20 protein-coding genes, 1 tRNA gene and 1 riboswitch are annotated in these 23,255 nt (G+C 42.3%); of the genes, 6 read left to right on the top strand and 15 right to left on the bottom strand.

The genetic code is table 11. The annotated features are described in order from the left end of the window. From RG47T_RS26660 to RG47T_RS25685, 3 genes are all read right to left on the bottom strand, one after another. On the bottom strand, positions 1 to 906 hold a 906-nt coding region (locus tag RG47T_RS26660), incomplete at its 3' end, for a PAS domain-containing protein (RefSeq protein WP_253187502.1). Between the two features lie 63 nt (positions 907 to 969). Further along, entirely contained in the window at positions 970 to 2,682 is a 1,713-nt protein-coding gene (locus tag RG47T_RS08185) for a PAS domain-containing sensor histidine kinase (RefSeq protein ID WP_083627340.1), read from the bottom strand. After that, complete coding sequence (locus RG47T_RS25685; RefSeq protein WP_074488961.1) at positions 2,609 to 2,953, bottom strand: hypothetical protein; 345 nt, start codon at positions 2,951 to 2,953, stop codon at positions 2,609 to 2,611. The genes RG47T_RS08185 and RG47T_RS25685 overlap by 74 nt, the downstream gene beginning before the upstream one ends. 250 nt (positions 2,954 to 3,203) lie before the next feature. Here RG47T_RS25685 and RG47T_RS25530 point away from each other — a divergent pair, with 250 nt between their 5' ends. Next, positions 3,204 to 5,696, top strand: coding sequence for an ATP-binding protein (locus RG47T_RS25530; protein ID WP_083627339.1), 2,493 nt, complete (start codon positions 3,204 to 3,206; stop codon positions 5,694 to 5,696). Positions 5,697 to 6,300: 604 nt separating this feature from the next. Here the strand turns inward: RG47T_RS25530 and RG47T_RS08155 are convergent. Beyond that, positions 6,301 to 6,374 (bottom strand) — tRNA-His (locus RG47T_RS08155). A 117-nt stretch (positions 6,375 to 6,491) separates the two neighbouring features. Between RG47T_RS08155 and rnhA the strand changes: the two genes are divergently transcribed. Further along, the gene (gene rnhA / locus RG47T_RS08150; RefSeq protein ID WP_074488959.1) at positions 6,492 to 6,950 is read left to right on the top strand and encodes a ribonuclease HI; all 459 of its coding nucleotides are present in this window, start codon (positions 6,492 to 6,494) and stop codon (positions 6,948 to 6,950) included. A gap of 93 nt (positions 6,951 to 7,043) precedes the next feature. On the opposite strand, the gene RG47T_RS08145 is transcribed toward rnhA, so the two are convergent. The 5 genes from RG47T_RS08145 to RG47T_RS08125 all read right to left on the bottom strand — a co-directional run bounded on the left by RG47T_RS08145 (position 7,044) and on the right by RG47T_RS08125 (position 12,078). Next, a complete protein-coding gene (locus RG47T_RS08145) occupies positions 7,044 to 7,538 on the bottom strand; it encodes a metallophosphoesterase family protein (RefSeq protein WP_074488958.1) in 495 nt (164 codons plus the stop codon). Between the two features lie 43 nt (positions 7,539 to 7,581). Next, the gene (locus RG47T_RS08140) at positions 7,582 to 8,286 is read right to left on the bottom strand and encodes a tRNA1(Val) (adenine(37)-N6)-methyltransferase (protein ID WP_074488957.1); all 705 of its coding nucleotides are present in this window, start codon (positions 8,284 to 8,286) and stop codon (positions 7,582 to 7,584) included. A 159-nt stretch (positions 8,287 to 8,445) separates the two neighbouring features. Next, positions 8,446 to 8,835, bottom strand: a complete 390-nt coding sequence (gloA2, locus tag RG47T_RS08135) for an SMU1112c/YaeR family gloxylase I-like metalloprotein (protein WP_074488956.1) — start codon at positions 8,833 to 8,835, stop codon at positions 8,446 to 8,448. After that, positions 8,835 to 11,060, bottom strand: a complete 2,226-nt coding sequence (gene purL / locus RG47T_RS08130; protein WP_083627338.1) for a phosphoribosylformylglycinamidine synthase subunit PurL — start codon at positions 11,058 to 11,060, stop codon at positions 8,835 to 8,837. Before purL ends, gloA2 begins: the two co-directional genes overlap by 1 nt. A gap of 196 nt (positions 11,061 to 11,256) precedes the next feature. After that, positions 11,257 to 12,078, bottom strand: a complete 822-nt coding sequence (locus tag RG47T_RS08125; RefSeq protein ID WP_074488954.1) for an energy transducer TonB — start codon at positions 12,076 to 12,078, stop codon at positions 11,257 to 11,259. A gap of 255 nt (positions 12,079 to 12,333) precedes the next feature. On the opposite strand from RG47T_RS08125, the gene RG47T_RS08120 reads away from it, so the two are divergent. Then, positions 12,334 to 14,505, top strand: coding sequence for a glutamine synthetase III family protein (locus RG47T_RS08120; RefSeq protein WP_074488953.1), 2,172 nt, complete (start codon positions 12,334 to 12,336; stop codon positions 14,503 to 14,505). A 135-nt stretch (positions 14,506 to 14,640) separates the two neighbouring features. Here the strand turns inward: RG47T_RS08120 and RG47T_RS08115 are convergent, their stop codons facing one another. The 5 genes from RG47T_RS08115 to RG47T_RS08095 all read right to left on the bottom strand — a co-directional run bounded on the left by RG47T_RS08115 (position 14,641) and on the right by RG47T_RS08095 (position 18,754). Next, entirely contained in the window at positions 14,641 to 15,447 is an 807-nt protein-coding gene (locus RG47T_RS08115; protein ID WP_074488952.1) for an SDR family oxidoreductase, read from the bottom strand. 101 nt (positions 15,448 to 15,548) lie between these two features. Beyond that, a complete protein-coding gene (locus RG47T_RS08110; RefSeq protein ID WP_074488951.1) occupies positions 15,549 to 16,292 on the bottom strand; it encodes a menaquinone biosynthetic enzyme MqnA/MqnD family protein in 744 nt (247 codons plus the stop codon). A gap of 6 nt (positions 16,293 to 16,298) precedes the next feature. Then, positions 16,299 to 16,919 carry a histidine phosphatase family protein gene (locus RG47T_RS08105; RefSeq protein WP_074488950.1) on the bottom strand — a complete coding sequence of 207 codons (621 nt, stop codon included), beginning with the start codon at positions 16,917 to 16,919 and terminating at the stop codon, positions 16,299 to 16,301. 20 nt (positions 16,920 to 16,939) lie between these two features. Beyond that, positions 16,940 to 18,133 carry an aminofutalosine synthase MqnE gene (mqnE, locus tag RG47T_RS08100; protein ID WP_074488949.1) on the bottom strand — a complete coding sequence of 398 codons (1,194 nt, stop codon included), beginning with the start codon at positions 18,131 to 18,133 and terminating at the stop codon, positions 16,940 to 16,942. A 96-nt stretch (positions 18,134 to 18,229) separates the two neighbouring features. Further along, complete coding sequence (locus RG47T_RS08095) at positions 18,230 to 18,754, bottom strand: hypothetical protein (RefSeq protein ID WP_074488948.1); 525 nt, start codon at positions 18,752 to 18,754, stop codon at positions 18,230 to 18,232. An 89-nt stretch (positions 18,755 to 18,843) separates the two neighbouring features. Here RG47T_RS08095 and RG47T_RS08090 point away from each other — a divergent pair, with 89 nt between their 5' ends. Next, positions 18,844 to 19,965 carry a trans-sulfuration enzyme family protein gene (locus RG47T_RS08090; protein WP_074488947.1) on the top strand — a complete coding sequence of 374 codons (1,122 nt, stop codon included), beginning with the start codon at positions 18,844 to 18,846 and terminating at the stop codon, positions 19,963 to 19,965. A 9-nt stretch (positions 19,966 to 19,974) separates the two neighbouring features. On the opposite strand, the gene RG47T_RS26040 is transcribed toward RG47T_RS08090, so the two are convergent. Then, positions 19,975 to 20,130, bottom strand: coding sequence for a hypothetical protein (locus RG47T_RS26040; RefSeq protein ID WP_171972498.1), 156 nt, complete (start codon positions 20,128 to 20,130; stop codon positions 19,975 to 19,977). Positions 20,131 to 20,331: 201 nt separating this feature from the next. Next, positions 20,332 to 20,445: riboswitch (SAM riboswitch) on the top strand. Between the two features lie 232 nt (positions 20,446 to 20,677). Here RG47T_RS26040 and RG47T_RS08080 point away from each other — a divergent pair. Together RG47T_RS08080 and RG47T_RS08075 are read left to right on the top strand one after the other, a co-directional pair. Beyond that, positions 20,678 to 22,009 (top strand): O-acetylhomoserine aminocarboxypropyltransferase/cysteine synthase family protein, encoded by a 1,332-nt coding sequence (locus RG47T_RS08080; protein WP_074493251.1) that lies wholly within the window; start codon positions 20,678 to 20,680, stop codon positions 22,007 to 22,009. Positions 22,010 to 22,054: 45 nt separating this feature from the next. Beyond that, on the top strand, positions 22,055 to 23,110 hold the full coding sequence (locus RG47T_RS08075) for a homoserine O-acetyltransferase family protein (RefSeq protein WP_074488945.1): 1,056 nt from the start codon (positions 22,055 to 22,057) through the stop codon (positions 23,108 to 23,110). The last annotated feature ends 145 nt before the right edge of the window (positions 23,111 to 23,255 follow it).

Below are 23,255 nucleotides of genomic sequence, written 5' to 3'. Positions count from 1 at the left end.
CAGTTCATGGCTGGCAATGGATAAAAAATCATCCTTCCGCCGTTCAATCTCCCGGCGGTCTGTAATATCTTCAATAGCGATCAAGATCCTGTCTTTGTATTGTCCTTCCAGCTCGATCCGGTGTGCATTCAATAACATCAGTTTCTTGCCGATGTGGGGAAAATCATGTTCCACCTCAAATTCCTCTACCGGGTTATTGCTTGGGAGTATATTCTCTAGCAGCTCTTTCAGCGCAGGAATATCCCACTGACCATTACCCAGATCATAAAGTAATTTACCTTCCGTGTCTCCTCGGGTCACCTTAAATGTTTTCAGAAAATGATCATTCGCACTAAGCACTTTAAAATCAGGATTTAAAACGATCAGACTTTCCCTGACGGTCTGCACAATGCTGGACAAATAATCTTCGCTTTCCTTGAGGCTTTTTGTCCGCTCAATAACCCGTTTTTCCATAATCTCCTGCTGACGGATCAATTCCAGTTCGGCCTGCTTTCTTAAGGTCACATCATTTTGAACGCCGATAAAATAAGTTACATCGCCAGACTTATCTTTAATCGGGGACATATATAACTCATTATAGAAAAGCGTACCATCTTTCTTATAATTACGGATGTTCACCACACAATTATTTCCTGTGATGATTGCCTGCCGCAATGTTTCCCGTTCAGCCTGGTTGCGATCTTCGTTCTGTAAAAAGCGACAGTTGTGTCCAATAATCTCCTGGCGGCTGTAACCGCACATTCGCTCGAACGCCTTATTACAATAAATGATCGGATTATCCGGTAACCGGTTGTCTGTTAAAATAATGCCTGTGATGGCCGCATCCAGCGCATGAGTAAGCAAAGAAAAATCTTCAGATAAGGTGTCATTGGAAACTTGGAACTCCCCGTTTATTAAGCTATTCAAATTATTAGAGATATGAAATGTATTTTAATTTTTGAGTCTCTACAAATTTCTTGCCATTCCTAATTATATAGGAATACTAAAAAAAAAGGTTGAGCCCTTACCCAGTTCACTCTCCACCCAGATCTTTCCATGATGACGCTGAATAATCTCCGCGCTTAGATACAATCCAATCCCAAAGCCTGCTATATGCTTATTGTTGTTCCCTTCCACCCGGAAATAACGTTCAAATACTTTGTCTTTATCCCCTTCAGTTAAACCCATGCCGTAATCGCGGATACTGACCTGGAATTGATTTTCTTTCACGTGGCATTTAATTTCTACCTGATCGGCCTTGGGGGAATATTTGATCGCATTACTTACCAGATTTGTAATTACTGAACCAATTTTATCACGATCGGCATTGATCAAAACAGGGTTACAGTCTTCGTAATCTATTCTGTAACCCGATACAGTAAGATTAGTATCATGAATCATCTCCTTAATCAATTCATTCATATCAAACGGCTGCTTATCAATGGAAAGTTTAGCGGATTCCAGTCGGGAAACATTCAAAAATCCATTGATCATGTTACTCATGCGTTTAACCTGAACGGTTGCTTTTTCCATCGCTCCGGCTATAAAAGCGTCATCACTTTTTTGCATTTTGAGATTAGCTACCTGTATGATGGCTGTAAGTGATGTCAGTGGTGTTTTTAACTCATGGCTGACCATGCCGATAAAGTCATTCTTCCGTATTTCATCCAGTTTCTGTTCGGTGATGTCTATCACAGAACCAATAAACCGAATGGGTCTGTCTTCTGCATCAAAATAGGCCTGACCTTTGGCCCTGATCCATCTGATTTGTTGATCCTCGGCACCAACGGTCCGGTAATCCACATCATAAATACCATTGTTAACCGCTTTGATATAAACATCATCAATAATGGCTAATATCCGCTCCCGGTCATCGGGATGCAAGCCAGTAACAAAATCTTTCTCGTAGGTGACTACATCGTTATGCGATATACCAAACAACTCCCTGCATCTCCCGTCCCATTCCAGCGTTCCTTTTACAATGTCCACATCAAAAAAGCCGAGTTGGGCGGCATCTTTTGCCAACCGCAGTTGCTCATAGGCGCTCTGTAGATTAGTCCGTGATCGTACTTGTTCCGTTACATCCTGGCATACCACGATAACGCCAGTAATATGCTGATCCTCCTCAATATAGGGTTGATAAACCAGGTTCAGGTAACCTTCTATTTTTTTATCACCATTATATACGGTGTAGGGCGTATCAAAATAATTCCTTGTTTCCTTATTCACCCTCACATCTTCCAGCAGGGGGCGAAAAGTACTTTCCGCTTCCGGAATGATGTCGAATAATTGAAGGCCAAGCAATTCCTCTACCGTTCTGCCAATGAGCTGCCCATAAGTTTTATTGACAATTTCCACTTTCATTTCAGGGCCCATCAGTACAATGATACCAATATTGGCTTCCCGTACTAAACTTTGAAAACGCCGCTGGCTTAACTCCAGCTGATTGATTGTGGCTTCTAATTCCTTTTGGGTAATGTTAAGCTTATCATTGGAGCGTATTAATATTTTATTTGACTCTGCCTGCTCTTCGTTAATGGTAACCTGCTGTGTAAAAGCGTCACCGGCGCGAACCTTCTCTGTTACGTTAAGGGCAATCTGTATAATGTAATGAAGTGATCCGTCTTTTTTAAAAACGGGGGTATGGCTGGGTTCCGTAACGCTGGATAAATTGACCTGGGTTTGCCACATCAGGGACATCATAACGCTGAACCTTCATGTAATGAGGTTTCCCTGTTCTCAATACTTCCTGAAGTGAGGCATTGATATTACGAACACCATCCGCATCGGGAAGGTTCGGGTTATCGGGAAAAGCTTCAAAAATATGTTTGCCTGCAATGATTTCCCGGGTGGTGTTTGTTGCCTCCAGGTCGCTCGCAGTTAAGATATACAAGTCAGGAGATAACACCAAATATATATTCGGTGCGGTTTCCAATGCCGTTAGAGTATCAACGCTTGGTGGATTATATTTCATCGCTGTCTGGTATTTTTATGATTCAAATTAAGTAAATAAATATCATTAAGATTAGTTAACACCTCAAATGGATATATTAAAAGCTTGAATTATATAATTTATCTCTCTTTTAGTGAGCTACGATTTGTACACTTAACTTTTTTTTATTTATTTTAGTCTATCTTATTTCCACCATCAATTTGATTTGAAAAGCCCTCACATTTACTTATTCGCCGCTCCCCAAAACAATAAAACCAGTACTAATTAAAGCATGCAACATTTTAATGATCCGTTGTTTCGGATAATTTTTGACCAATTGGCTGAGCCGCGCCTCATTTTAAAACCATATAATGCTGATTTCATCATTGTTGCTGCCAATGCAGCTTATCTGGCTGCTACCGGCTATGAATTAGCAGACCTTTCCGGAAAAAGCATTTGGAATTTTTTTAAAGTTGATGCAGCGGGGCACCATACTGTTAAAATCTTTCAGACAGGTTTAAATGATGTGCTGGAATATAAGTCTGCCCTTAAATTGCCGATATTCCGGTTCGATACTTTGCATGCTCCGCGCTGGTGGCAGGTTGAAATTCTTCCTGTGATGGATGAAGTCGGACAGATCGCCTATTTAACATGCACCACTTATAATGTGACGATACAGGTGGAAGATGAGGCGACGATCAAAAGCGGTAAAGCGGCCATGCTCGTTCAGCAGCAAACAGAAATAACGACTGCCGAACAGGTGGCGTTTCGCACGCAGGAATTAACGGACAGCGAGTACAGGCTCAGTCGTATTGTTTCAGCTACACCCTGCGGATTATGTATTCTAAAGGGAGAAAATTTTATCATTGACATTATCAATGGCCCTTTACTTACTTTATGGGGAAGAACAGAGAAAGATATCCTCAACCAACCATTATTAAAAGTCTTCCCGGAATTGGAAGGACAGCCTTTTCAAACATTTCTGATACGTGTGCGGGAAACCAGTCATACGGTAACTATGAAGGAACAATCCGTTGTCATCATAGGTGTGGATGGCAAACCTAAATATATATATGCGGATTTCAGTTACGATCCATTATTCGATGTCGATCTAAATGTAGAAGCTGTATTAGTGACATACAGCGAGGTGACATCTTTTGTTCATGCACGGAACTTGTTGGAAGACCGTGAACAAGTGCTGGAGGCGATGAATGAAGAGATGAATGCAGCCAACGAGGAGTTGCAAGCCATGAATGAAGAGATGACCGTTACCAACGAGGAGATGGAATCCAGTAACGAAGAACTCCTGGCAGCACGCGAAGAGCAACAGGTATTGTACGAGCAATTACAAGCCTCTGAACAAAATTTACGATTAGCTGCCGAGGCTGCTCATATCGGTTACTGGCACATACAACCGGAAAGCAAAGCGCTGCAATATGACGATATGCTTGCCCAGATTTTCGGCTATGAAGATCAAGAACCAATGACCTACGAAATGGCTATCGGCCAGGTTACACCGGAATTCAACGGCCTTATCCAGGATGCCATCAATGAGGCGATCACTAAAGGTGACTTTTACGATATTACTTACACACAACGCAGGTTTAACGATAATGAACTGATCTGGCTTCATTCTTTTGGTAGAGTGATTGCGGATCAGGATGGTCAGTACACCCTTTTTTCTGGTGTAGTGATGGATGTAACCAAGGAGATTAATTCCAGGCTGGAGATCGCTGACCTGAATGAACGTTTAAACATGGCCATCGCTTCGGCCGAAATGGGAACATGGTATATTCAGGCAGACAGCCGTGAATCTGTATTTTCTGAACGTTTGAGGGCCATCTTTGGATTTGAAACTGATGAAGAAATGACTTTAGAAGCAGCCATTGCCCAGATAGATAGTGTATACCGGGAAAAGGTCGCAATAGCTGTAGAAGCTGCACTTACTGATGGCGTACCCTTCAGTCAGGAGTACCCGATCATCCGTCAGAACGATAATTCAAGAAGATGGGTCAAAGCGACCGGCAAACTTTTTCCTGCCCAGGATGGTGTTAAAAGTTATTTCTCCGGAACGGCGGTAGATATTACCGAACGAAAGGCAGATGAACAACGTAAAAATGATTTTATCGGTATTGTTAGTCACGAACTCAAAACACCGTTAACCACCTTAAAAGGTTATTTGCAGGTCATGCAAATGACAGCGAAAAAACCCGGCGAAAATTCGGTTTATCAAAATTCTACGGAGCGGGCATTGTTGCAAATTAATAAAATGCAGCGGCTTATTGGCGGATTTCTGGACGTTGCCCGTCTGAATGCAGGCCGTATCGAGTTAAATAAATCCAATTTCGATATGGATCATTTGATCAGGAACGCAGTTGCCGATAACCAGCAATTACACAAAGGTCAGCCGATCGTTTACAAATCCGGCGGATTCCAGGAGGTTTTTGCTGATGAGGATAAGATAGAACAAGTGTTGAATAACCTGTTGAGCAACGCAGGCAAGTACGCTCCGGCGCAAAGTACGATCACCGTATTTTGTAACCATGATAAAAGCACAATCACGGTAACCGTTCAAGATCAGGGGCCCGGTATCAGCCAGGATGATCTCCCACGTTTGTTCGACCGTTTTTTCAGGGTTGAAAATGCGCAAACCAACCATATTCCAGGATTCGGAATTGGTCTATACCTTTGCTCAGAAATCATCCTGCAACATGGTGGGCGCATATGGGCTAAAAGTCAACCTGGTCAGGGCGCCGAGTTCAGCTTTAGCCTTCCGCTTAAGTAAGTACAAATAAGTGTTTACAATTTAAGGTTGGATAAATTTTCTGTTATCCTGTAAGACAAAATTCGTTTTAAGGAAACTTTAACACCATCTGACTAATTACCAGAGGACCGAAATTAAATAAGTCTTAGCTACCAGCATTTGTAACTTTCATTGCCTGGCAACATTAACATATTTATATGTTCTATCTCGACTTTTCGACTTCCGAAATAATCACACAAGCTATTGACAACCGTTAAAATCGGATGCGCAGTGCCTTTCAGACCCTGCTCTATTAGTTCGTTTATATATTGCCTTCCAAAAGCGACAATATCAATTACAAATTTTTCTTCAGCTTGAATAAGTCGACGTGCAAAGTCTTTTACATCCAGATGTACCAACAAGCTATCTAAGTACCGTCCTCATTTTTGTGGTGTTTGAGTACCACTTCCCTAGTAGTTGCCATACTGACCCAATCCATTGTAAACATTTTCGTCAAGTTGGGCTGTTTTTCGTGTTTAACACAACGCATCAGTTTTCAACTGACGAATTAGAATTTTATCGAAAAAACAGTCTCCAGGGCATAAAAAAAGCCCTTTTACTGCTGTAAAAAGGCTTTTTAGAAAAGGGTAAATGATGGGGCTCGAACCCACGACCCTCGGTACCACAAACCGATGCTCTAACCAACTGAGCTACATCTACCGTTTGGAGAGTGCAAAAGTAGAAATATCCTGCTTGTTTGCAAACTCTTTTTTCAAAAAAAATATAACATTCTGTAAGCCTGTGACTAAATTATTATAATTGCAGTCCAAAAATAATATGATCGAAATTTTCACAGACGGCGCATCAAGCGGTAACCCGGGTCCAGGAGGATATGGTGTAGTACTGCGTGCCGGCAAACACTATAAAGAACTATCTGAGGGCTTCCGTAAGACTACAAACAACCGCATGGAACTCTTGGCCGTAATAAAAGGCTTAGAAGCCTTAAAAACACCAAACCAGGATGTGGTTATCTGCTCAGACTCTAAATACGTAATTGATGCCATTGAAAAACGCTGGGTATACGGCTGGTTAAAAACCGGGTTCAAAGATAAAAAAAACAAAGATTTGTGGTTGCGCTATCTCGAAGTAAGCAAATTACACAAAATTCGTTTCGTTTGGGTGCGCGGCCACAATGGGCATCCTGAGAACGAGCGTTGTGATCAACTGGCTGTTGCGGCTGGTAAGCAAAGAGAGCTATTGATTGATACTGTGTTTGAGGCAGAGAACGGCAGGTAAGTTTACAGAGACAAGAAACGAGAGCCAGGAAACAAGACTTCTTTCAAAACATGGATTTTGGCTCTTGTTTCTCTGTTCTTGGCTCTCTCCCAGCTATCGCCCGCTTAACTCAACTATATTTAGATTCTCAATCTTATTGCCATTAATATCGAATTTCATTAGGGTACGCACTTTATGCCAGCCTTGCTTTCCGGCTGCGCCTGGGTTAAGGTGCAGGCAATTGATCTTTTTATCGAAGATCACTTTTAGAATATGCGAGTGCCCGGTAATGAATAACTGTGGTGGGTTGGTGTAGATCTCTGGCTTTACGTTAGCGCTATACCTATCTGGATAACCGCCGATATGGGTCATCCATACGTCTACCTCCTCGCATTTAAAGCGGAGATGCTCTGGGTAAACTAATCTTACGTCTTTATCATCGATATTGCCGTATACGCCTTTTAAAGGCTTAAACGCGGCAAGTTGATCTGCTAACTCAAGCGTACCGAAATCGCCGGCATGCCAGATCTCGTCGCGGTCAGCAAAATGTTTAAAAACGGCTTCGTCGAGATAGCTGTGCGTGTCTGATATAAGGCCTATTCGGGTCATACTTTATATAATCAAGAGCCAAGATACAAGAATCAAAACCGATTTAAAATATCGTGAAGAATTCTTTCAAAGCAGCCTCATATTGTGCTGTATATTTTTTTGGCTCATCGTAAATTGTAAAATCACCAATTGAGGTAAATGATTCAGTTAGCGAAAAAGCGATAATATGACGATGCGGGTATGACTGCGGATATGACCTGATATTAATTTGCGTGTGCAGATACAACTCATAACCTTTCGCAATTTCTTGCACAACAAGTGATGTACTAACGGGCAATATCAACCACAATAACCCCGTCCCAGTTAGCTGCCGGGCTGTGGTGCTTAAAAGTATATCAAAAAATTGCTCGTCGGTATGCTTGGCAATGGTACGTTGCTCGCCGGGCGATTTAAGAGAGTCAATATAGAAAGGCGGGTTACTAACGATAAGGTCATATTTCTGTTCTGGATTTTGCTGAAAATAATCTTCAAATCCCAAATGATAGCCGGTTACCCTGCCGGCAAACTTTGATTCTTTAAAATTACTACTCGCGGTGGCAGCTGCGGCTTTATCTATCTCAACAGCATCTATCTTACCATTAGGGAATCGCTGAGCCAGCATCAAGGCGATTACGCCTGTACCTGTACCAATATCCGATATGCTTTTTGGATCATTTGCTAGTGCTAGTGCTCCGAGCAATACACCATCGGTATTGATCTTCATGGCGCATTCGCTTTGATCTACAGCAAATTGTTTAAACTGGAACATGGGGAATGGTCTCAATATAATTTGTCATCCTGAATGTAATGAAGGATCTTCTTCGATAAACTATCTACAGCAGAAGATTCTTCGCTATCGTTCAGAATGACAAATTAAATATTTATGCTTAGTTTTTCTTCCGGACTTTCGGACTTCTTTTCTTCCGGACTATATTTCGTAAAACTCTATCGGTAACCCATCCGGATCAGCCATAAACGTGAACCTTTTGCCGGTAAACTCATCTACTCTAATTGGTTCAGTTTCTACACCATGAGCTTTCACTTCCGCTATAGCAACTTCAATATCATCAACCTCAAAAGCTAGATGGCGTAAACCGGAAGCTTCAGGGCGCGATAACCTTGGCGGTGGTTCTGGAAATGAAAAAAGCTCGATCTGGTATAGTCCTCCTACTTCCAGATCAAGCTTATATGAATTTCTTTCCTTGCGAAACACTTCGCGTACAGCTTTCAAACCCAATACTTCTGTATAAAAATGTTTCGACTTTACGTAGTCGGTGCAAATTATAGCAACGTGGTGTACCCGGTTAAGCTTCAGCATTATTCGCCTAAAATTGCGTGTAAAACATTGTCGTATACCATCCTGATGTCGGTAATATTACCGTAAAGCTCATCATCAACAAACAGGTTACCATGATGTGCCACAGTACCCAACAGGCTAAACGGTGTTTCTGATGTTGCCATCATCTCTACAAAACGTTCTTCGTCGGCCGGTGCAACGCTTACTACTACCCTGCCTTGTGCTTCGCCGAATAAGAATGCATCCTTACGGATATCACTGTCAGATTCGATATTAAAGCCTAAGCCATTTGGCAATGAAGATTCCAGTAAGTTGATATATAAACCACCATCAGCAACATCATGTGCAGACTGGATCACTTTATGCAAAATCAGCTCCTTTACAATCTGATGCATTTCGTATTCCTTGTCGATATCAAAATATGGAGCAGGTGATTTTTTCACTTTATGGAACGACGACAGATATTGTGATGAAGCAATATCATTAACAGACTCGCCGATCAGATAGATCAGGTCATCTGGTTGTTTAAAGTCTGCAGTCATCATGTTATCGATGTTATCCAGCACACCCAACATGCCAATAGTTGGCGTAGGGAAAACCGGGCCATCATCTGATGATTGGTTATAGAAACTTACGTTACCACCAGTTACCGGAGTACCAAACTTGGTACAAGCTTCGCCCATACCTTTAATAGCGCTCACAAACTGCCAGAAAACCTCGGGGATGTAAGGGTTACCAAAGTTTAAACAATTGGTTATAGCTACAGGCTCGCCACCGGCACAAACAATATTACGTGCTGCTTCGGCCACAGCAATAGAAGTACCTTTTTGCGGATCTGCGTTTACATAACGCGAGTTACAATCTGTAGTTAAAGCGATGGCTTTGGTAGTGCCTTTTACAGCAACAACGGCAGCATCACTCATCCTATTGGTAGTCATGGTAGCAGTACCCACCATAGAATCGTACTGATTAGTTACCCAGCGTTTAGAAGCAATATTTGGATGACCGATCAAGTGCTCGGCAACTGCTTTTAAATCTTCCGGCTCGGCAACATCATCAATTTTAAATTTTTGATATTCCTGGTAATAAGCAGGCTCGCGGTATTCGCGGTCGTAAACCGGGGCACCTCCGCCTAATACTAAATCGTCTGCAGGTACATCAGCAACCAGTTCGCCGTTCATGTAATACTCCAGGCGTTGGGTATCGGTAACTTCACCAATAATGGCGCAATTTAAATCCCATTTATCAAACACAGCCTGTACTAAAGCCTCCTTACCTTTTTCAACCACAATAAGCATCCGCTCTTGTGATTCTGAAAGCAGGATTTCGAAAGGCTTCATGTTTTCCTGGCGGGTTGGTACCTTATCCAGCCATATTTTCATACCGTGCTCGCCCTTGGCCGACATTTCTGAGTTTGAGCAGATAATACCTGCCGCACCCATATCCTGCATACCAATAACAGCACCGGTTTTAATAACTTCTAAGGTAGCCTCCAATAACAGTTTTTCCTGAAATGGATCACCCACTTGTACAGCCGGTAAATCATTAACAGAATCTTCTGTAATATCTTTTGATGCAAATGCTGCACCGTGGATACCATCTTTACCTGTTGCAGAACCAACAATGTAAACCGGGTTGCCCACACCGTAAGATGTAGCAGAAACGGTTTCGCCAGCCTTAACAATACCTGCCGACATGGCGTTAACCAGCGGATTTACGTTAAAGCTTTCGTCAAAATAAAGTTCGCCGCCTACAGTTGGGATACCAAAGGCATTACCATAATGGCTGATGCCTTTAACCACACCTTTAACCAACCACTTGGTACGGTCGAGCGATAAATCGCCAAAACGCAGAGAGTTTAATTGTGCAATGGGGCGTGCGCCCATAGTAAAGATATCACGGTTAATACCACCGACGCCTGTTGCTGCACCCTGGTAAGGCTCTAAAGCCGATGGGTGGTTATGTGATTCGATCTTAAACGCGCAGCCAATGCCGTCGCCAAGGTCAACCAAGCCGGCATTCTCCTCTCCTGCTTTGGCCAGCATACGCGCGCCATCACGTGGAAGAGTTTTTAACCATTTAATTGAATTTTTATACGAGCAGTGCTCGCTCCACATTACAGAAAATATAGACAGTTCGGTAAAGTTAGGTACGCGACCTAAAATTTCCTTAATGCGGTCATACTCCTGGGGTAATAAGCCTAATTCTTTGGCGGTTTCAACGGTAGTTAATTCCTGTTGCTCCAATGTTGTAAGTGTTATATGAAAGGATTCGCAAAATTAGTAAAATGACTGGAAAGGGGTTAACGTTTTTGATAATAGTTTTGGGTATAGAGGCAAGAACCCGAGAAACGAGAGACAAGATACCCTTGAAATTTGCCTTTACACTAAAAAAGGAGCTAACGATATCGTTAACTCCCCATCTATCTATTACAAAACACTATTAGTTATTCTGCTGAAAATTAATCGGTATGTTAAACTGTACCCTTACCGGCTGGCCTGCTTGCATGCCTGGTTTCCATTTTGGCGCCATACGAATTACGCGTAGCGCTTCTGCATCAAGTTCGGGGCTTACGCCTTTCATAATTTTAACGTTAGATAAGCTTCCGTCGCGCTCTACCACAAAACTTACAAATACACGGCCTTGGGCTTCAGTATCGGGATATCGTAGATTACGCTGGATAAACTTCGCCCAACCGGCCATTCCGCCTGCAGGCTCGGGAGATACTTCGGCAAAATCAACTATACCTGTTGTATTATTTCCACCGCCGTTAGTACTAACAGTACCTGTGCCCGGGCCAGGTGTACCCTCTATAGGTGCATTGTCACCCTTGCCTTCTCCCTTTGATACTACCGAACCAATGGATTCGGTCAATGTTGCATTTACAGGCGGATCAATTGTTACCGGCGCAGTAGTTACATGGGTAGGGATCACTACCGTAGGCACCGAAGGCTGTGCCTTAACAGCTGCTGTTTGCTTGGGCAGCGGCTTATCCATTTTAGGTGGTGGAGGTAAAATTACATCTAGCTTTTTAAGGTCTACTACTGTTGTTTTAATAAGCTCTGTTGGTACCTCCTTTACCTTGTAAATAAAGCTTAAGGCTACTCCTGAGACGATAAAGCCGGATATGACAAGCGCAATTGCCTTTGTCATAGTCTGCCCGTAGTGCTGCCTCAGATCGTAAGCGCCATAAGATTTGTTGCGGTTTTCAAATACAAGTTCGAGCCACTCTGACTTGTACAAATCAAATTTTGGAATAAGCATGGTGAAACAAATTTAAGTTTTAAAGTTTACATATATAACGAAATAAAACATGGTATTGTTGTACTTAATGCAACTTTGTTTCAATATTTTATTATAAACCCAAATATCTAAAAAACCATATTTTCTGCTTAGAGCTGCTTTTGATTATAATTTTTTAATATTTCGAGGGTTTTATGAATAAATATTAAATAATTAGCTGATTTAATAATCCTATTTTTATTTTTGATAAATTTATTTTCAATAATTCTGTTAAAAATGCCAAACATTCGATTTAAAGCGCTAGAAGCGGTCCTAACACGCACTATTCCAGAGGTTAAGAGCCCGGGCGCTAAAATTTCTGATTACTTTGCTGCTAACGTTTTCGATAAAAAGAAAATGAGAGAGTACTTGTCGAGAGAAGCTTACCAGAGCATTGTAAATTCGATTGATAACGGCGAACCCATTGCGCGCGATACTGCAGAACAAACTGCTTCTGCCATGAAAGGCTGGGCTATGAGCAAGGGCGCTACTCACTATACACACTGGTTTCAACCATTAACAGGAACTACAGCCGAAAAGCACGATGCTTTTTTTGAACCTACTGCCGATGGCGCTATCGAAAAATTTAGCGGCGAAGCACTTGCCCAACAAGAGCCGGACGCTTCCAGTTTCCCTAACGGCGGCATCCGTAATACTTTTGAAGCCCGTGGCTATACCGCATGGGATCCGTCATCGCCTGCATTTATTATGGGCCGCACCCTGTGTATCCCAACTGTATTTGTTTCATACACCGGCGAAGCTTTAGATTATAAAGTGCCTTTGTTGAAAGCGTTAAGTGCGCTTGACAAAGCCGCCGTTGACGTTTGCCACTACTTTGATAAAGGTATTGAGAAGGTTAATGCCTCTTTAGGTATTGAACAAGAATATTTTTTGGTTGATATTGCCTTGTTTAATGCACGCCCGGACATGTATTTAACCGGCCGCACACTATTTGGCCATCTATCGGCCAAGAACCAACAATTGGAAGATCATTATTTTGGTTCAATCCCAGATCGCGTTTACGCCTTTATGCAGGATTTTGAGACCGAAGCTTTATTATTAGGTATCCCGCTAAAAACAAGACACAATGAGGTTGCCCCTTCGCAATTTGAGTGTGCCCCTATTTACGAAGAAATTAACCTGGCTATAGATCACAACTCCTTGCTAATGGATGTGATGGACAAAGTTGCCAAGCGCCACAACTTTAAAGTGTTGCTGCACGAAAAACCTTACGCCGGTGTAAACGGCTCTGGTAAGCACAACAACTGGTCTATGATTACCAACACCGGTAAAAACCTGTTGTCGCCAGGCAAAACGCCTAAAAATAACCTCATGTTCTTAACCTTCTTTGTAAACACCATCAAAGCAGTATCAGAACATGCAGACCTGTTAAGGGCATCTATTGCAACTGTAAACAATGATCACCGTCTGGGTGCTAATGAAGCCCCACCAGCCATAATCTCTATATTTTTAGGCAGCCAGCTAAATGATGTTTTGGACGAGATCGAAACCTCACGCATCAGCAAAAAACTGAAAGAAGAGGCTTTATTGTGGCAAGGTATCCCTAAGATCCCGCAAATACTTAAAGACAATACAGACCGTAACCGTACCTCTCCTTTTGCCTTCACCGGTAATAAGTTCGAGCTGCGTGCAGTAGGTTCATCTGCTAATTCGGCCAACCCGATGACTATTCTGAACATGATCGTTGCCGATCAGTTGAAGAAGTTTAAACTGGAAGTTGACAAGCTGATTAAAAAAGGCGAGAAAAAAGACCTGGCCCTGCTTACTGTAATTAAGCGTTACATTAAAGAATCTAAAGCCATCCGCTTTGAAGGCAATGGTTATAGCGATGAGTGGGAAAAAGAAGCAGAAGCACGTGGTTTATCAAACATTAAAACTACACCCAAAGCGCTTGATGTTTTAGTTACCGAAAAAACCGAAAAGCTGTTTGAAGACACCCGCGTATTCAGTCGCCGCGAGGCACATGCCCGCCATGATATTTTACTGGAAGAGTTTTACAAGAAACTACAGATAGAAGCACGCGTAATGGGCGAACTGGTAAATAACATAATTATACCTGCTGCCATTACTTACCAAAGCAACCTGGTTGAGAATGTAAAGGGTTTAAAAGACATTGGTTTAAAAGCCGATACCTATGCTGCCCAGATGGATATTATTACCAAGCTGGCCGAGCACATCAACTTTATTAAAACCAATGTTGATCAAATGGTAGATGCACGCAGAAAAGCCAATAAAATTGAAGACACCCGCGAAAAAGCGATTGCTTATGATGAGCAGGTAAAATCGTTCTTCCAGCCAATCCGTTACCATGTTGACAAACTGGAGCAGCTGGTTGACGACAGCCTTTGGCCTTTACCAAAATTCAGAGAGTTATTATTTATTAAATAATAAACATTAAAAGCACATTACCTTGTGTTTTATCCAAACATCTTAGAGGCGCAATATTTGCGCTTTTTATAATATTGTAGAGACACATTTTGTGTCTCTACAATATTATATCTTATAACCCGGCATTCAAATCAATTACCCGTTATCGGCAAAGCCCGGATATAAGGTCATACCTCCATCACAGAAAATAGTTACACCTGTTATATAATCGGCCTCGTCTGATGCCAGCCAGGTTGCCAGTTTACCAATGTCATCGGGCTGCCCTATCCTGTTATACGGTATCAAAGTCATTAAGCTTTTCAAAGCTTCGGGAGTATCCCAGGCAGATTTATTAATGGGCGTTTGTATAGCGCCCGGGCCAATGGCCACTACCCTTATCTTTTGCGGGGCAAGCTCTTGCGCCAGGGTTTTCATCATCATCATAATACCGCCTTTGCTGGTGGCATAGTTAACGTGACCTCCCCATGGGATAACCTCGTGTACACTGCTCATACAAATAATTTTACCTGCAGCTTTACTCACCCCTTCAACCACACCCCTGCGTATAAACTCGCGGGCGGCCTCGCGTGAGCATAAAAACTGACCTGTCAAATTGATATTGATCACCGTATTCCACTGATCGAGGGTCATATCAACAAATTTAGAGTCTTTTTGCAGGCCCGAGTTGTTAACCAGTATGTCAATGGTTCCGTAGTGTTTAAACATTTCCTGAAACATGGCTTGTACCTGGTCTTCCTGGCTTACATCGCATTGCCATGCGTATGCTTCGCCACCGGCATCGGTAATTTCTTTTACTACCTCAACGGCTGCATCGTGGTTATGCGCATAGTTGATTACTAATTTGGCACCTGCCTTTGCCAACTCAAGTGCCACGCCTTTGCCAATGCCACTATCGCTTCCGGTTACCAGTGCGGCCTGGCCTTTTAATGATCTTGTATCCATTTATTGGGGGTATTTATTGATTTTGATTAAATGTAATACATAACCAATAAATACCGCACAATAATGTTTTAGCCTAAGTTAAATTTAGTAATTCCTTAATATTAAAGCGCCTTTATGTAATCGTGAAACAGATACAGGGCTTTCTTTTTATCGTCTGTAAGCGGGTAATCAATTTTGTGCATCAGGTAATCCTTAATGTCAAAATCGTTGCGCATGGTTAGTTCTTTAAACAAATCTTCCCGGTGATCGAGACCATATTGCAGGGATTTATTAAACTCAGCTATAAACTCTTCCGAGATTGGCTTATTAGAGATCCATGCTGCAAATGTAAACGGCAAGCCGGTTAGCTTTTGCCATTCTTCGGCCAGGTCATACACAAACGGGTATTTATCTTTTTTGCCAAAGGTGCGGTCGCCTATTTGTACAAAGGCAGTGTTTACATCAGTCGATTTTGTGTAATCAGGAGCATTAACAACTTCTTTTGGCGCTAAATTCCAGTGGTTCTTTAATAACACTTTTGCCAGCATATTGGATGAACGCGACTCAGGATCTAACTGGATAGTTTTTACAGCATGAATTTCGCAATTGCTGAAAATAAAAACAGAATCAACCTTGCCTACGGCACCAATGCAATAATCTGATACAATGTACCATTCGGGCAAATTAAGGGCTGCTGCTACGGGAATCAGGCCGATATCTGCTTTGTCGTCAATTAATTTTTGTGCGCAATCTGCAGGGATATCCAGGCTTAGTTCTATTTTATTGATAATATCGGTATGGTTTATACCGTATAAAAAAGGTTTGGTGTTAGTATAACTAACAGCCGATATGCGGAGCTTATTCAAAACAGATTAATAATATTTTAGATGGACGGCATTATTAAAATCGGCGATCTCAAATTTTTCGCCATTGTAGGTCACTTTATACAATACCAGGTTTTGATGTGGGAAACTTTCCATTTTAGTAAGCGGCTGTTCGGTAAGCAGGCATAACAATAAACGCATAGCCCGGCCGTGCATGCAAACCAAAACCGTTTTTTCTTCGGGGTGGCTCATAATGTGGCTCAGCGCTACTTCCTGCCTGGCCTTTACTTCATTGGGGCTTTCGCCTCCTTCAAACTTAACATCCAGGTTACCTTTGGTCCAGTCGCGCATCAGTTGCATAAATGCAGCTTTGGTTTCCGGCGTGCTTGCCTGCCCTTCGTGGATACCCCAGGCCAGCTCATCCAGTCCTTCCAGTTTTTCATATGGGATGCCCTTATCTATAAAACCCTGGATACTTTGTTGCGTACGTTTAAGGGTAGAGATATAGATCTTATCGAAATTGATGTATCCGTAAGCATTAAAAAACTGCTGAGCCTGTTTGCGGCCCTCGTCATTTAAATCCGTATCCATCCCCCGCCCTTGTACTATCCCTTGCTTATTCAGATCAGTTTGTCCATGACGAACGATGTATAAAGTTTTAATAACCATTTATTGTATAAAGTATATGCTTAGTTAACTACCGGTAACCTGTAAAACTGTGGTTTTACTTCATCCGGAAAATCATAGTTGGTAAAATCGGTAACCACATTATATAAGGTATCGCGTTCAATAGCCACGCGGCCACCATTTTTAATAAGGTTTACCAATTCTTTGGTGCTCATGCCCGGGGTTTGTTCTTCGGCACCGGCCATAGAGTAAATTTTGGTGGTATCATCCAGCGTACCGTCAATATCATCAACCCCGAAATTTAATGATAACTGTGCCGTGGTACGGCTTATCATAGCCCAATAAGCTTTAATGTGGTCGAAGTTATCGAGGTAGACACGGGCAATGGCATAGTTACGCAAATCTTCCACAACGGTTGATTCGATAACGTTAGACATCTGGTTGTCCTTATTGCGAAACTTTAACGGGATAAAGGTTTGAAAACCTCCGGTCTCGTCCTGCAGTTGGCGCAAACTCTCCATATGGTCTATACGGTGGCGAAATTCCTCGATGTGGCCGTATAGCATGGTAGCGTTTGAGCGCATACCCAGTTTATGCCATTCGCGGTGAATATCCAGCCATTGGTCGGCAGTACATTTATCTTTTGCAATCTGCTCCCTTATTTCGGGGTCAAAAATTTCTGCACCACCACCCGGCATTGATTCCAGTCCGGCTTCCTTCATCAGGGCCATACCTGTAGCATAATCAATTTTAGCTTTTTTGAAGATGTAATGGTACTCAACCGGGGTTAAGGCCTTTACATGGAGCCCGGGGCGGTGCTCTTTTATTTTTCTGAAAAGTTCGGCATAAAAAGCAACGTCATACTGCGGCAATACGCCACCTACAATGTGTACTTCGGTAACCGGCTCGCCATCGTATTTTTTAACGATGTTAAGCATATCCTCCATCGTGTACTCCCAACCCTCCGATCGTTCTTTGATCAGGCGCGAGTAAGAGCAGAATTTACAATCGTAAACACACAGATTGGTAGGCTCGATATGAAAATTTCTATTGAAATAAGTTTTATCTCCGTGGCGTTTCTCGCGGATGTAGTTGGCTAAGATACCCAGGTAGCCAAGCTCGCCTTTTTCAAAAAGCGTTACCCCTTCGTTAAAGGTAATGCGTTCGTTGTTAAGTACTTTTCCGGCTATATGTTTAAGATCGTCGGGAAGGCGGGTGTCATTTAATAATAACTGTAAATGTTGTTCAGCGTCCATTAAATCACTTTTTTGTTGCAAAAGTAATAATTAAGGGATTAAACAACATCACATGGGTGTAACAAAAGTTACACTAATTTAATTTGACGATTATTATTAGTTATAACTTCCACCTGCAATAGAGGAGATCGAAATTCCGCTAAAACAATCGTCCTGGCAACCATCAGGTACATAGCCACAACTTGAGATTAAGCCGTCTGCGTTCGTTTCAAAATATACCTTATTCGTTTTTTTATCCGCTTTAAGCCAAACGTTTTTGGCCGTATCATAAACCTGATCTAATGTTATGGCTTCGGCTCCTTCCTTGTGAGTTCCCACACTGCTTTCATCCTCCTCCCAACTTATAAATAAAACGCTGGATTTTCCATCTTCAGATCTCCGGTAGAATTTAGATGAGCGGCTAACTACTTTACCCTTATTAACTGTAATAGTTGTTGTGGTTGACGGTCCAAAAACAGAAGCACTGGAAACTACGTAGCTATAAGAATTGGAGAACGACGTTTTAAAGGCAGTAAATTTCTTATAACTATCCTCATATGCATCCTGATGGCTAATGTCGTCTTTTTTGCAGGCGGTAAACAGCAGGGTTACGGCCATTAATAAAAGTAAAGCTTTTTTCATACCTATTTGTGTGGTTTATTATATGATTACGTTGTAATATTTTTAGTTGCTACAACCAAAGCTGAAAATTTCTTCTTTATTTTGACGCTATGCATATCGAAACCATTGCCATCCACGCCGGAAACCATGTAGACCAATCAACCGGGGCGGTTATACAACCTATTGTTATGTCGACCACGTTTGAACGCGGCCCCGATGGCGAATATCCCGCCGGTTACATGTACGGGCGTGCAGGTAACCCCAATCGCAGCCAACTGGAAAATGTACTGGCCAAGCTGGAACTGGGCGAAGAAGCAGCCGCTTTTTCATCGGGTAATGCAGCAGGTATGGCGGTGTTTCAATCGTTAAAGCCAGGCACACACATTATTGCGCCCAATGACATGTACCACGGTTTGCGCAACCAGCTTAAAACACTTTTTGCCGGCATACTATGGTTTGATTTTATTGATCTGAGCAACCTGGAACTGGTAGAACAGTGTATTAAACCACATACCGGTTTATTGTGGATAGAAACTCCATCTAATCCCTTACTTAAACTAAGCAACATTACTGCACTGGTAAAAATTGCACATGCACATGACGTTAAGGTAGTTGTTGATAACACCTTCGCATCGCCTATTTGCCAGCTGCCGTTAACATTAGGGGCCGATTTGGTAATGCATTCATCTACCAAATATTTTGGCGGCCATAGCGATATTACAGGCGGTGTATTAATAACGCCTAAAAAAGACGACTGGTGGGTACGCATTCGCCAGGTGCAGGAAATGGGCGGCGCGGTGCCTTCTCCGCTTGATTGCTATATGCTAACCCGTAGTATTAAAACGCTGCCCTATCGTATGCGCGGACATGTAGTTAATGCGCAGCTTTTAGCTGAATACTTAGAAAAGCATACCATGGTAGAAGCAGTAATGTACCCAGGCCTGGAAAGCCATCCCCAGCATCAGTTAGCTAAAATACAGATGTTATCATTTGGTGGCATGCTTTCATTTTTGGTTAAAGGCGGTGCAGATGAAGCCCGTAAAGTGGTTAATACGGTAAAAATATTTACCCAGGCTACCAGTTTAGGCGGTGTAGAAAGTTTGATAGAACACCGCGCATCTGTAGAAGGGCCTGACACAAAAACCCCACAAAACCTTATCAGGGTATCTGTGGGTTTAGAGCATATTGACGATTTGATCGAGGACCTGTCGGTAGCATTGGCAGAGATCTAAACAGTATAATTATAATGCCTTGGGCTCATCATCTGTGCCGGGGTGTATTTCTGTTTTATCCAGTTCATGCTCAAATTCCTTTTGGTCTTTGCGGTTACGTTTAATTAAAACGATTACGATTGCAATAGCCACTACGATAATTAAACCTATTAAAGGGTAATTCATTTGCGCTTTTTTAATCAACAAGCGCTCCCGGCGCAATTTGTTTCATTTCAGAATATTATGGTTTTGTTAAGTTAAGCGATTACAGCATAATACGGCTTAGCAAGAAAATTGAAATTTAATTTGGAATTATGATCTCATTTGCCCTACATTTGAAATAATATTTGGTAGCAATACCACGATCAATTCCCTTCAAAGGTTTTTGATTTATATAGAAGTGGCGAGAGAACAGGCTCTGAAACCCACTGGCAACCCTCCAAATGTGGAGAAGGTGCCAATTCCTGACCCGGAAATAATTAACCCCGGGGCATATAAATGATAAAATGGAAAAATTAATTCGCATTATTCAGCAATACTTAACTTCTAAACAAGGCCCATCAGTTGTTTTAATCCCGGTTAAAGCCAACAACTATATGCAGGCTTGTTGTTGCTGTTGCTAATGCAATAACACGTTCCCTTTCTCTTTCCTGAAATTGTTACGTGTATGCTGTGGGTATCCTGTACCCAAGCGTTTTTAAATAACCTTTTGTTTAAAACCAAATTATTTCACATGTCTTCATTAAATTTAAAATTCGAAACACTACAATTGCATGCTGGCCAGGAAGTTGACCCCACTACAGGTTCACGTGCTGTACCCATATATCAAACTACATCATACGTTTTTAACAACGCCGAGCATGGCGCCAATCTTTTTGCATTAAAAGAATTTGGCAACATCTACACCCGCATTATGAACCCGACCACAGACGTTTTTGAGAAACGTATAGCTGCTTTAGAAGGCGGCGTGGCGGCGTTGGCAACAGCATCCGGGCAGGCTGCTCAGTTTATTGCATTGAATAATATATTACAGGTGGGCGACAACTTCGTGTCCTCTCCTTTTATTTACGGGGGCACTTACAATCAATTTAAGGTTGCTTTTAAACGCCTGGGCGTGGAAGCACGTTTTGCTAAAGATGATACAGCAGAAAATATTGAACTGCTGATAGACGATAAAACCAAAGCTATTTTCCTGGAAACCATTGGTAACCCGGGCTTTAACATCCCCGATTTTGAAAAAATTGCGGCTGTTGCCAAAAAGCACGATCTGCCTTTAATCGTTGACAATACCTTCGGTGCAGGCGGTTATTTATTCCGCCCGCTTGAGCATGGCGCTCATATTGTGGTAGAATCTGCCACCAAATGGATTGGCGGCCATGGTACCAGCATTGGCGGCGTAATTGTTGACGGTGGTAATTACAACTGGGGCAACGGCAAGTATCCACAATTTACAGAGCCATCTGAAGGGTACCACGGGTTGGTTTTTGCTGATGTATTTGGTATTGGAGGCCCTTTTGGCAATATCCAGTTTATTATCCGTGCCCGTGTGGAGGGCCTGCGCGATTTTGGCTCATCACAATCGCCTTTTAATTCTTTCTTGCTGATACAGGGATTAGAAACGCTATCGCTCCGTGTACAACGCCATGTAGATAATTCCCTGGAACTGGCCAAATGGCTGGAACTACAACCGCAAGTAGCAAAGGTTAACTATCCAGGCCTGCCGTCATCGCCACATCACACTTTGGCTAAAAAATATTTAAAGAATGGCTTTGGTGCAGTTTTGTCATTCGAGTTAAAGGGCGATAAAGCAAATGCCAGTACGGTTATTGACAGCCTGCAACTGGTTAGCCACCTGGCCAATGTTGGTGATGCCAAAACGCTAATTATCCAGCCTGCGGCAACAACGCATCAACAACTGAGCGACGAAGAGCAATTAGCTGCCGGGGTTACACCCACCCTGTTGCGCGTGGCTGTTGGTATTGAACATATAGACGATATTAAAGCCGACTTTGAGCAGGCTTTTGCGAAAATAACAGCAACTAAATCCAAACTGGAGATAGCATAATATAAGTTCCAAAATCCCTCCCCTTTGGAGGTTGAATAATATATAATGAATACTGAAGTATATAAGCATCCGGAAGAATTTGTTCTGGAATCGGGTAAAAAAATAAACGGGTTAGAAATAGGCTTTCATACCTATGGCCGGTTAAATAAAAATCGTGATAACGTGGTTTGGGTATGCCATGCCCTTACTGCAAACTCTGATGTATTTGACTGGTGGCAAGGCTTTTTTGGCGAAAGTTGTTTTTTTAATCCCGATGAGCATTTTATTATATGCGCCAATATATTGGGTTCGCCTTATGGCACTACCAATCCGCTGTCTGTTAACCCTGATACTGACGAACCCTATTATCTGAGCTTCCCGCAATTCACGATCCGTGATGTGGTTAAGGCACATCAATTACTGGCCGATAGTTTGGGCATCGACCAGATACATATTTTAATAGGTGGTTCACTGGGTGGGCAGCAGGCTATGGAATGGAGCATTGCGCAACCAGACAGAATTAAAAACCTAATACTGATTGCCACCAATGCCAAGCACTCGCCATGGGGTATTGCCTTTAACGAGTCGCAGCGTATGGCCATTACATCAGACCGTACATTTTATGCCAACACCCCAAAGGGTGGTGCAAAAGGCTTAAAAGCGGCACGCAGCTTTGCTTTACTATCGTATCGTAATTATAAAACATATTCATTAACCCAGCAGGAAGAAAATACGGACGTAACCGATAATTTCAAAGCATCATCATACCAAAACTACCAGGGCGAAAAACTGGTAAACCGCTTTAATGCCTACAGCTATTGGTACTTAACCAAAGTAATGGACTCGCACGATACCGGCCGCGGACGCAAAGGTGTTGAAAAAGCCCTGAGCACCATTAAAGCCAAAACACTGGTAGTGGGTATCCGCTCCGATGTATTGTTTCCGCTGGAAGAGCAACAGTATTTATTTCAGCATATCCCCAAAGCAGCCTTTGCAGAGCTGGATTCTTTTTACGGGCACGATGGTTTTTTAATTGAAACCGAGGCATTAACAAATATTGTCACCTCTTTTTTTAAAACAGACGTAAGAGGTAAAATAATTGAACTACAACAATCGGCCTGAAAGGCTGATTAAAAAGTACGTTAATTAGTTTTTATAGTATCTGATAAAAAGCAACATTTAAAAATCTGAGCACCAGACAATCCCGTATATAAGTGTATCAGGTAAAGTTATTGCCCGTTTACGAGGGGTCAGTTAAACGGGCGAA

The organism is Mucilaginibacter polytrichastri, assembly GCF_001911425.1.
GTDB lineage: Bacteria > Bacteroidota > Bacteroidia > Sphingobacteriales > Sphingobacteriaceae > Mucilaginibacter > Mucilaginibacter polytrichastri.
The sequence above is the reverse complement of the archived record's forward strand: the minus strand, read 5'-3'. Positions and strand labels throughout refer to the sequence as shown.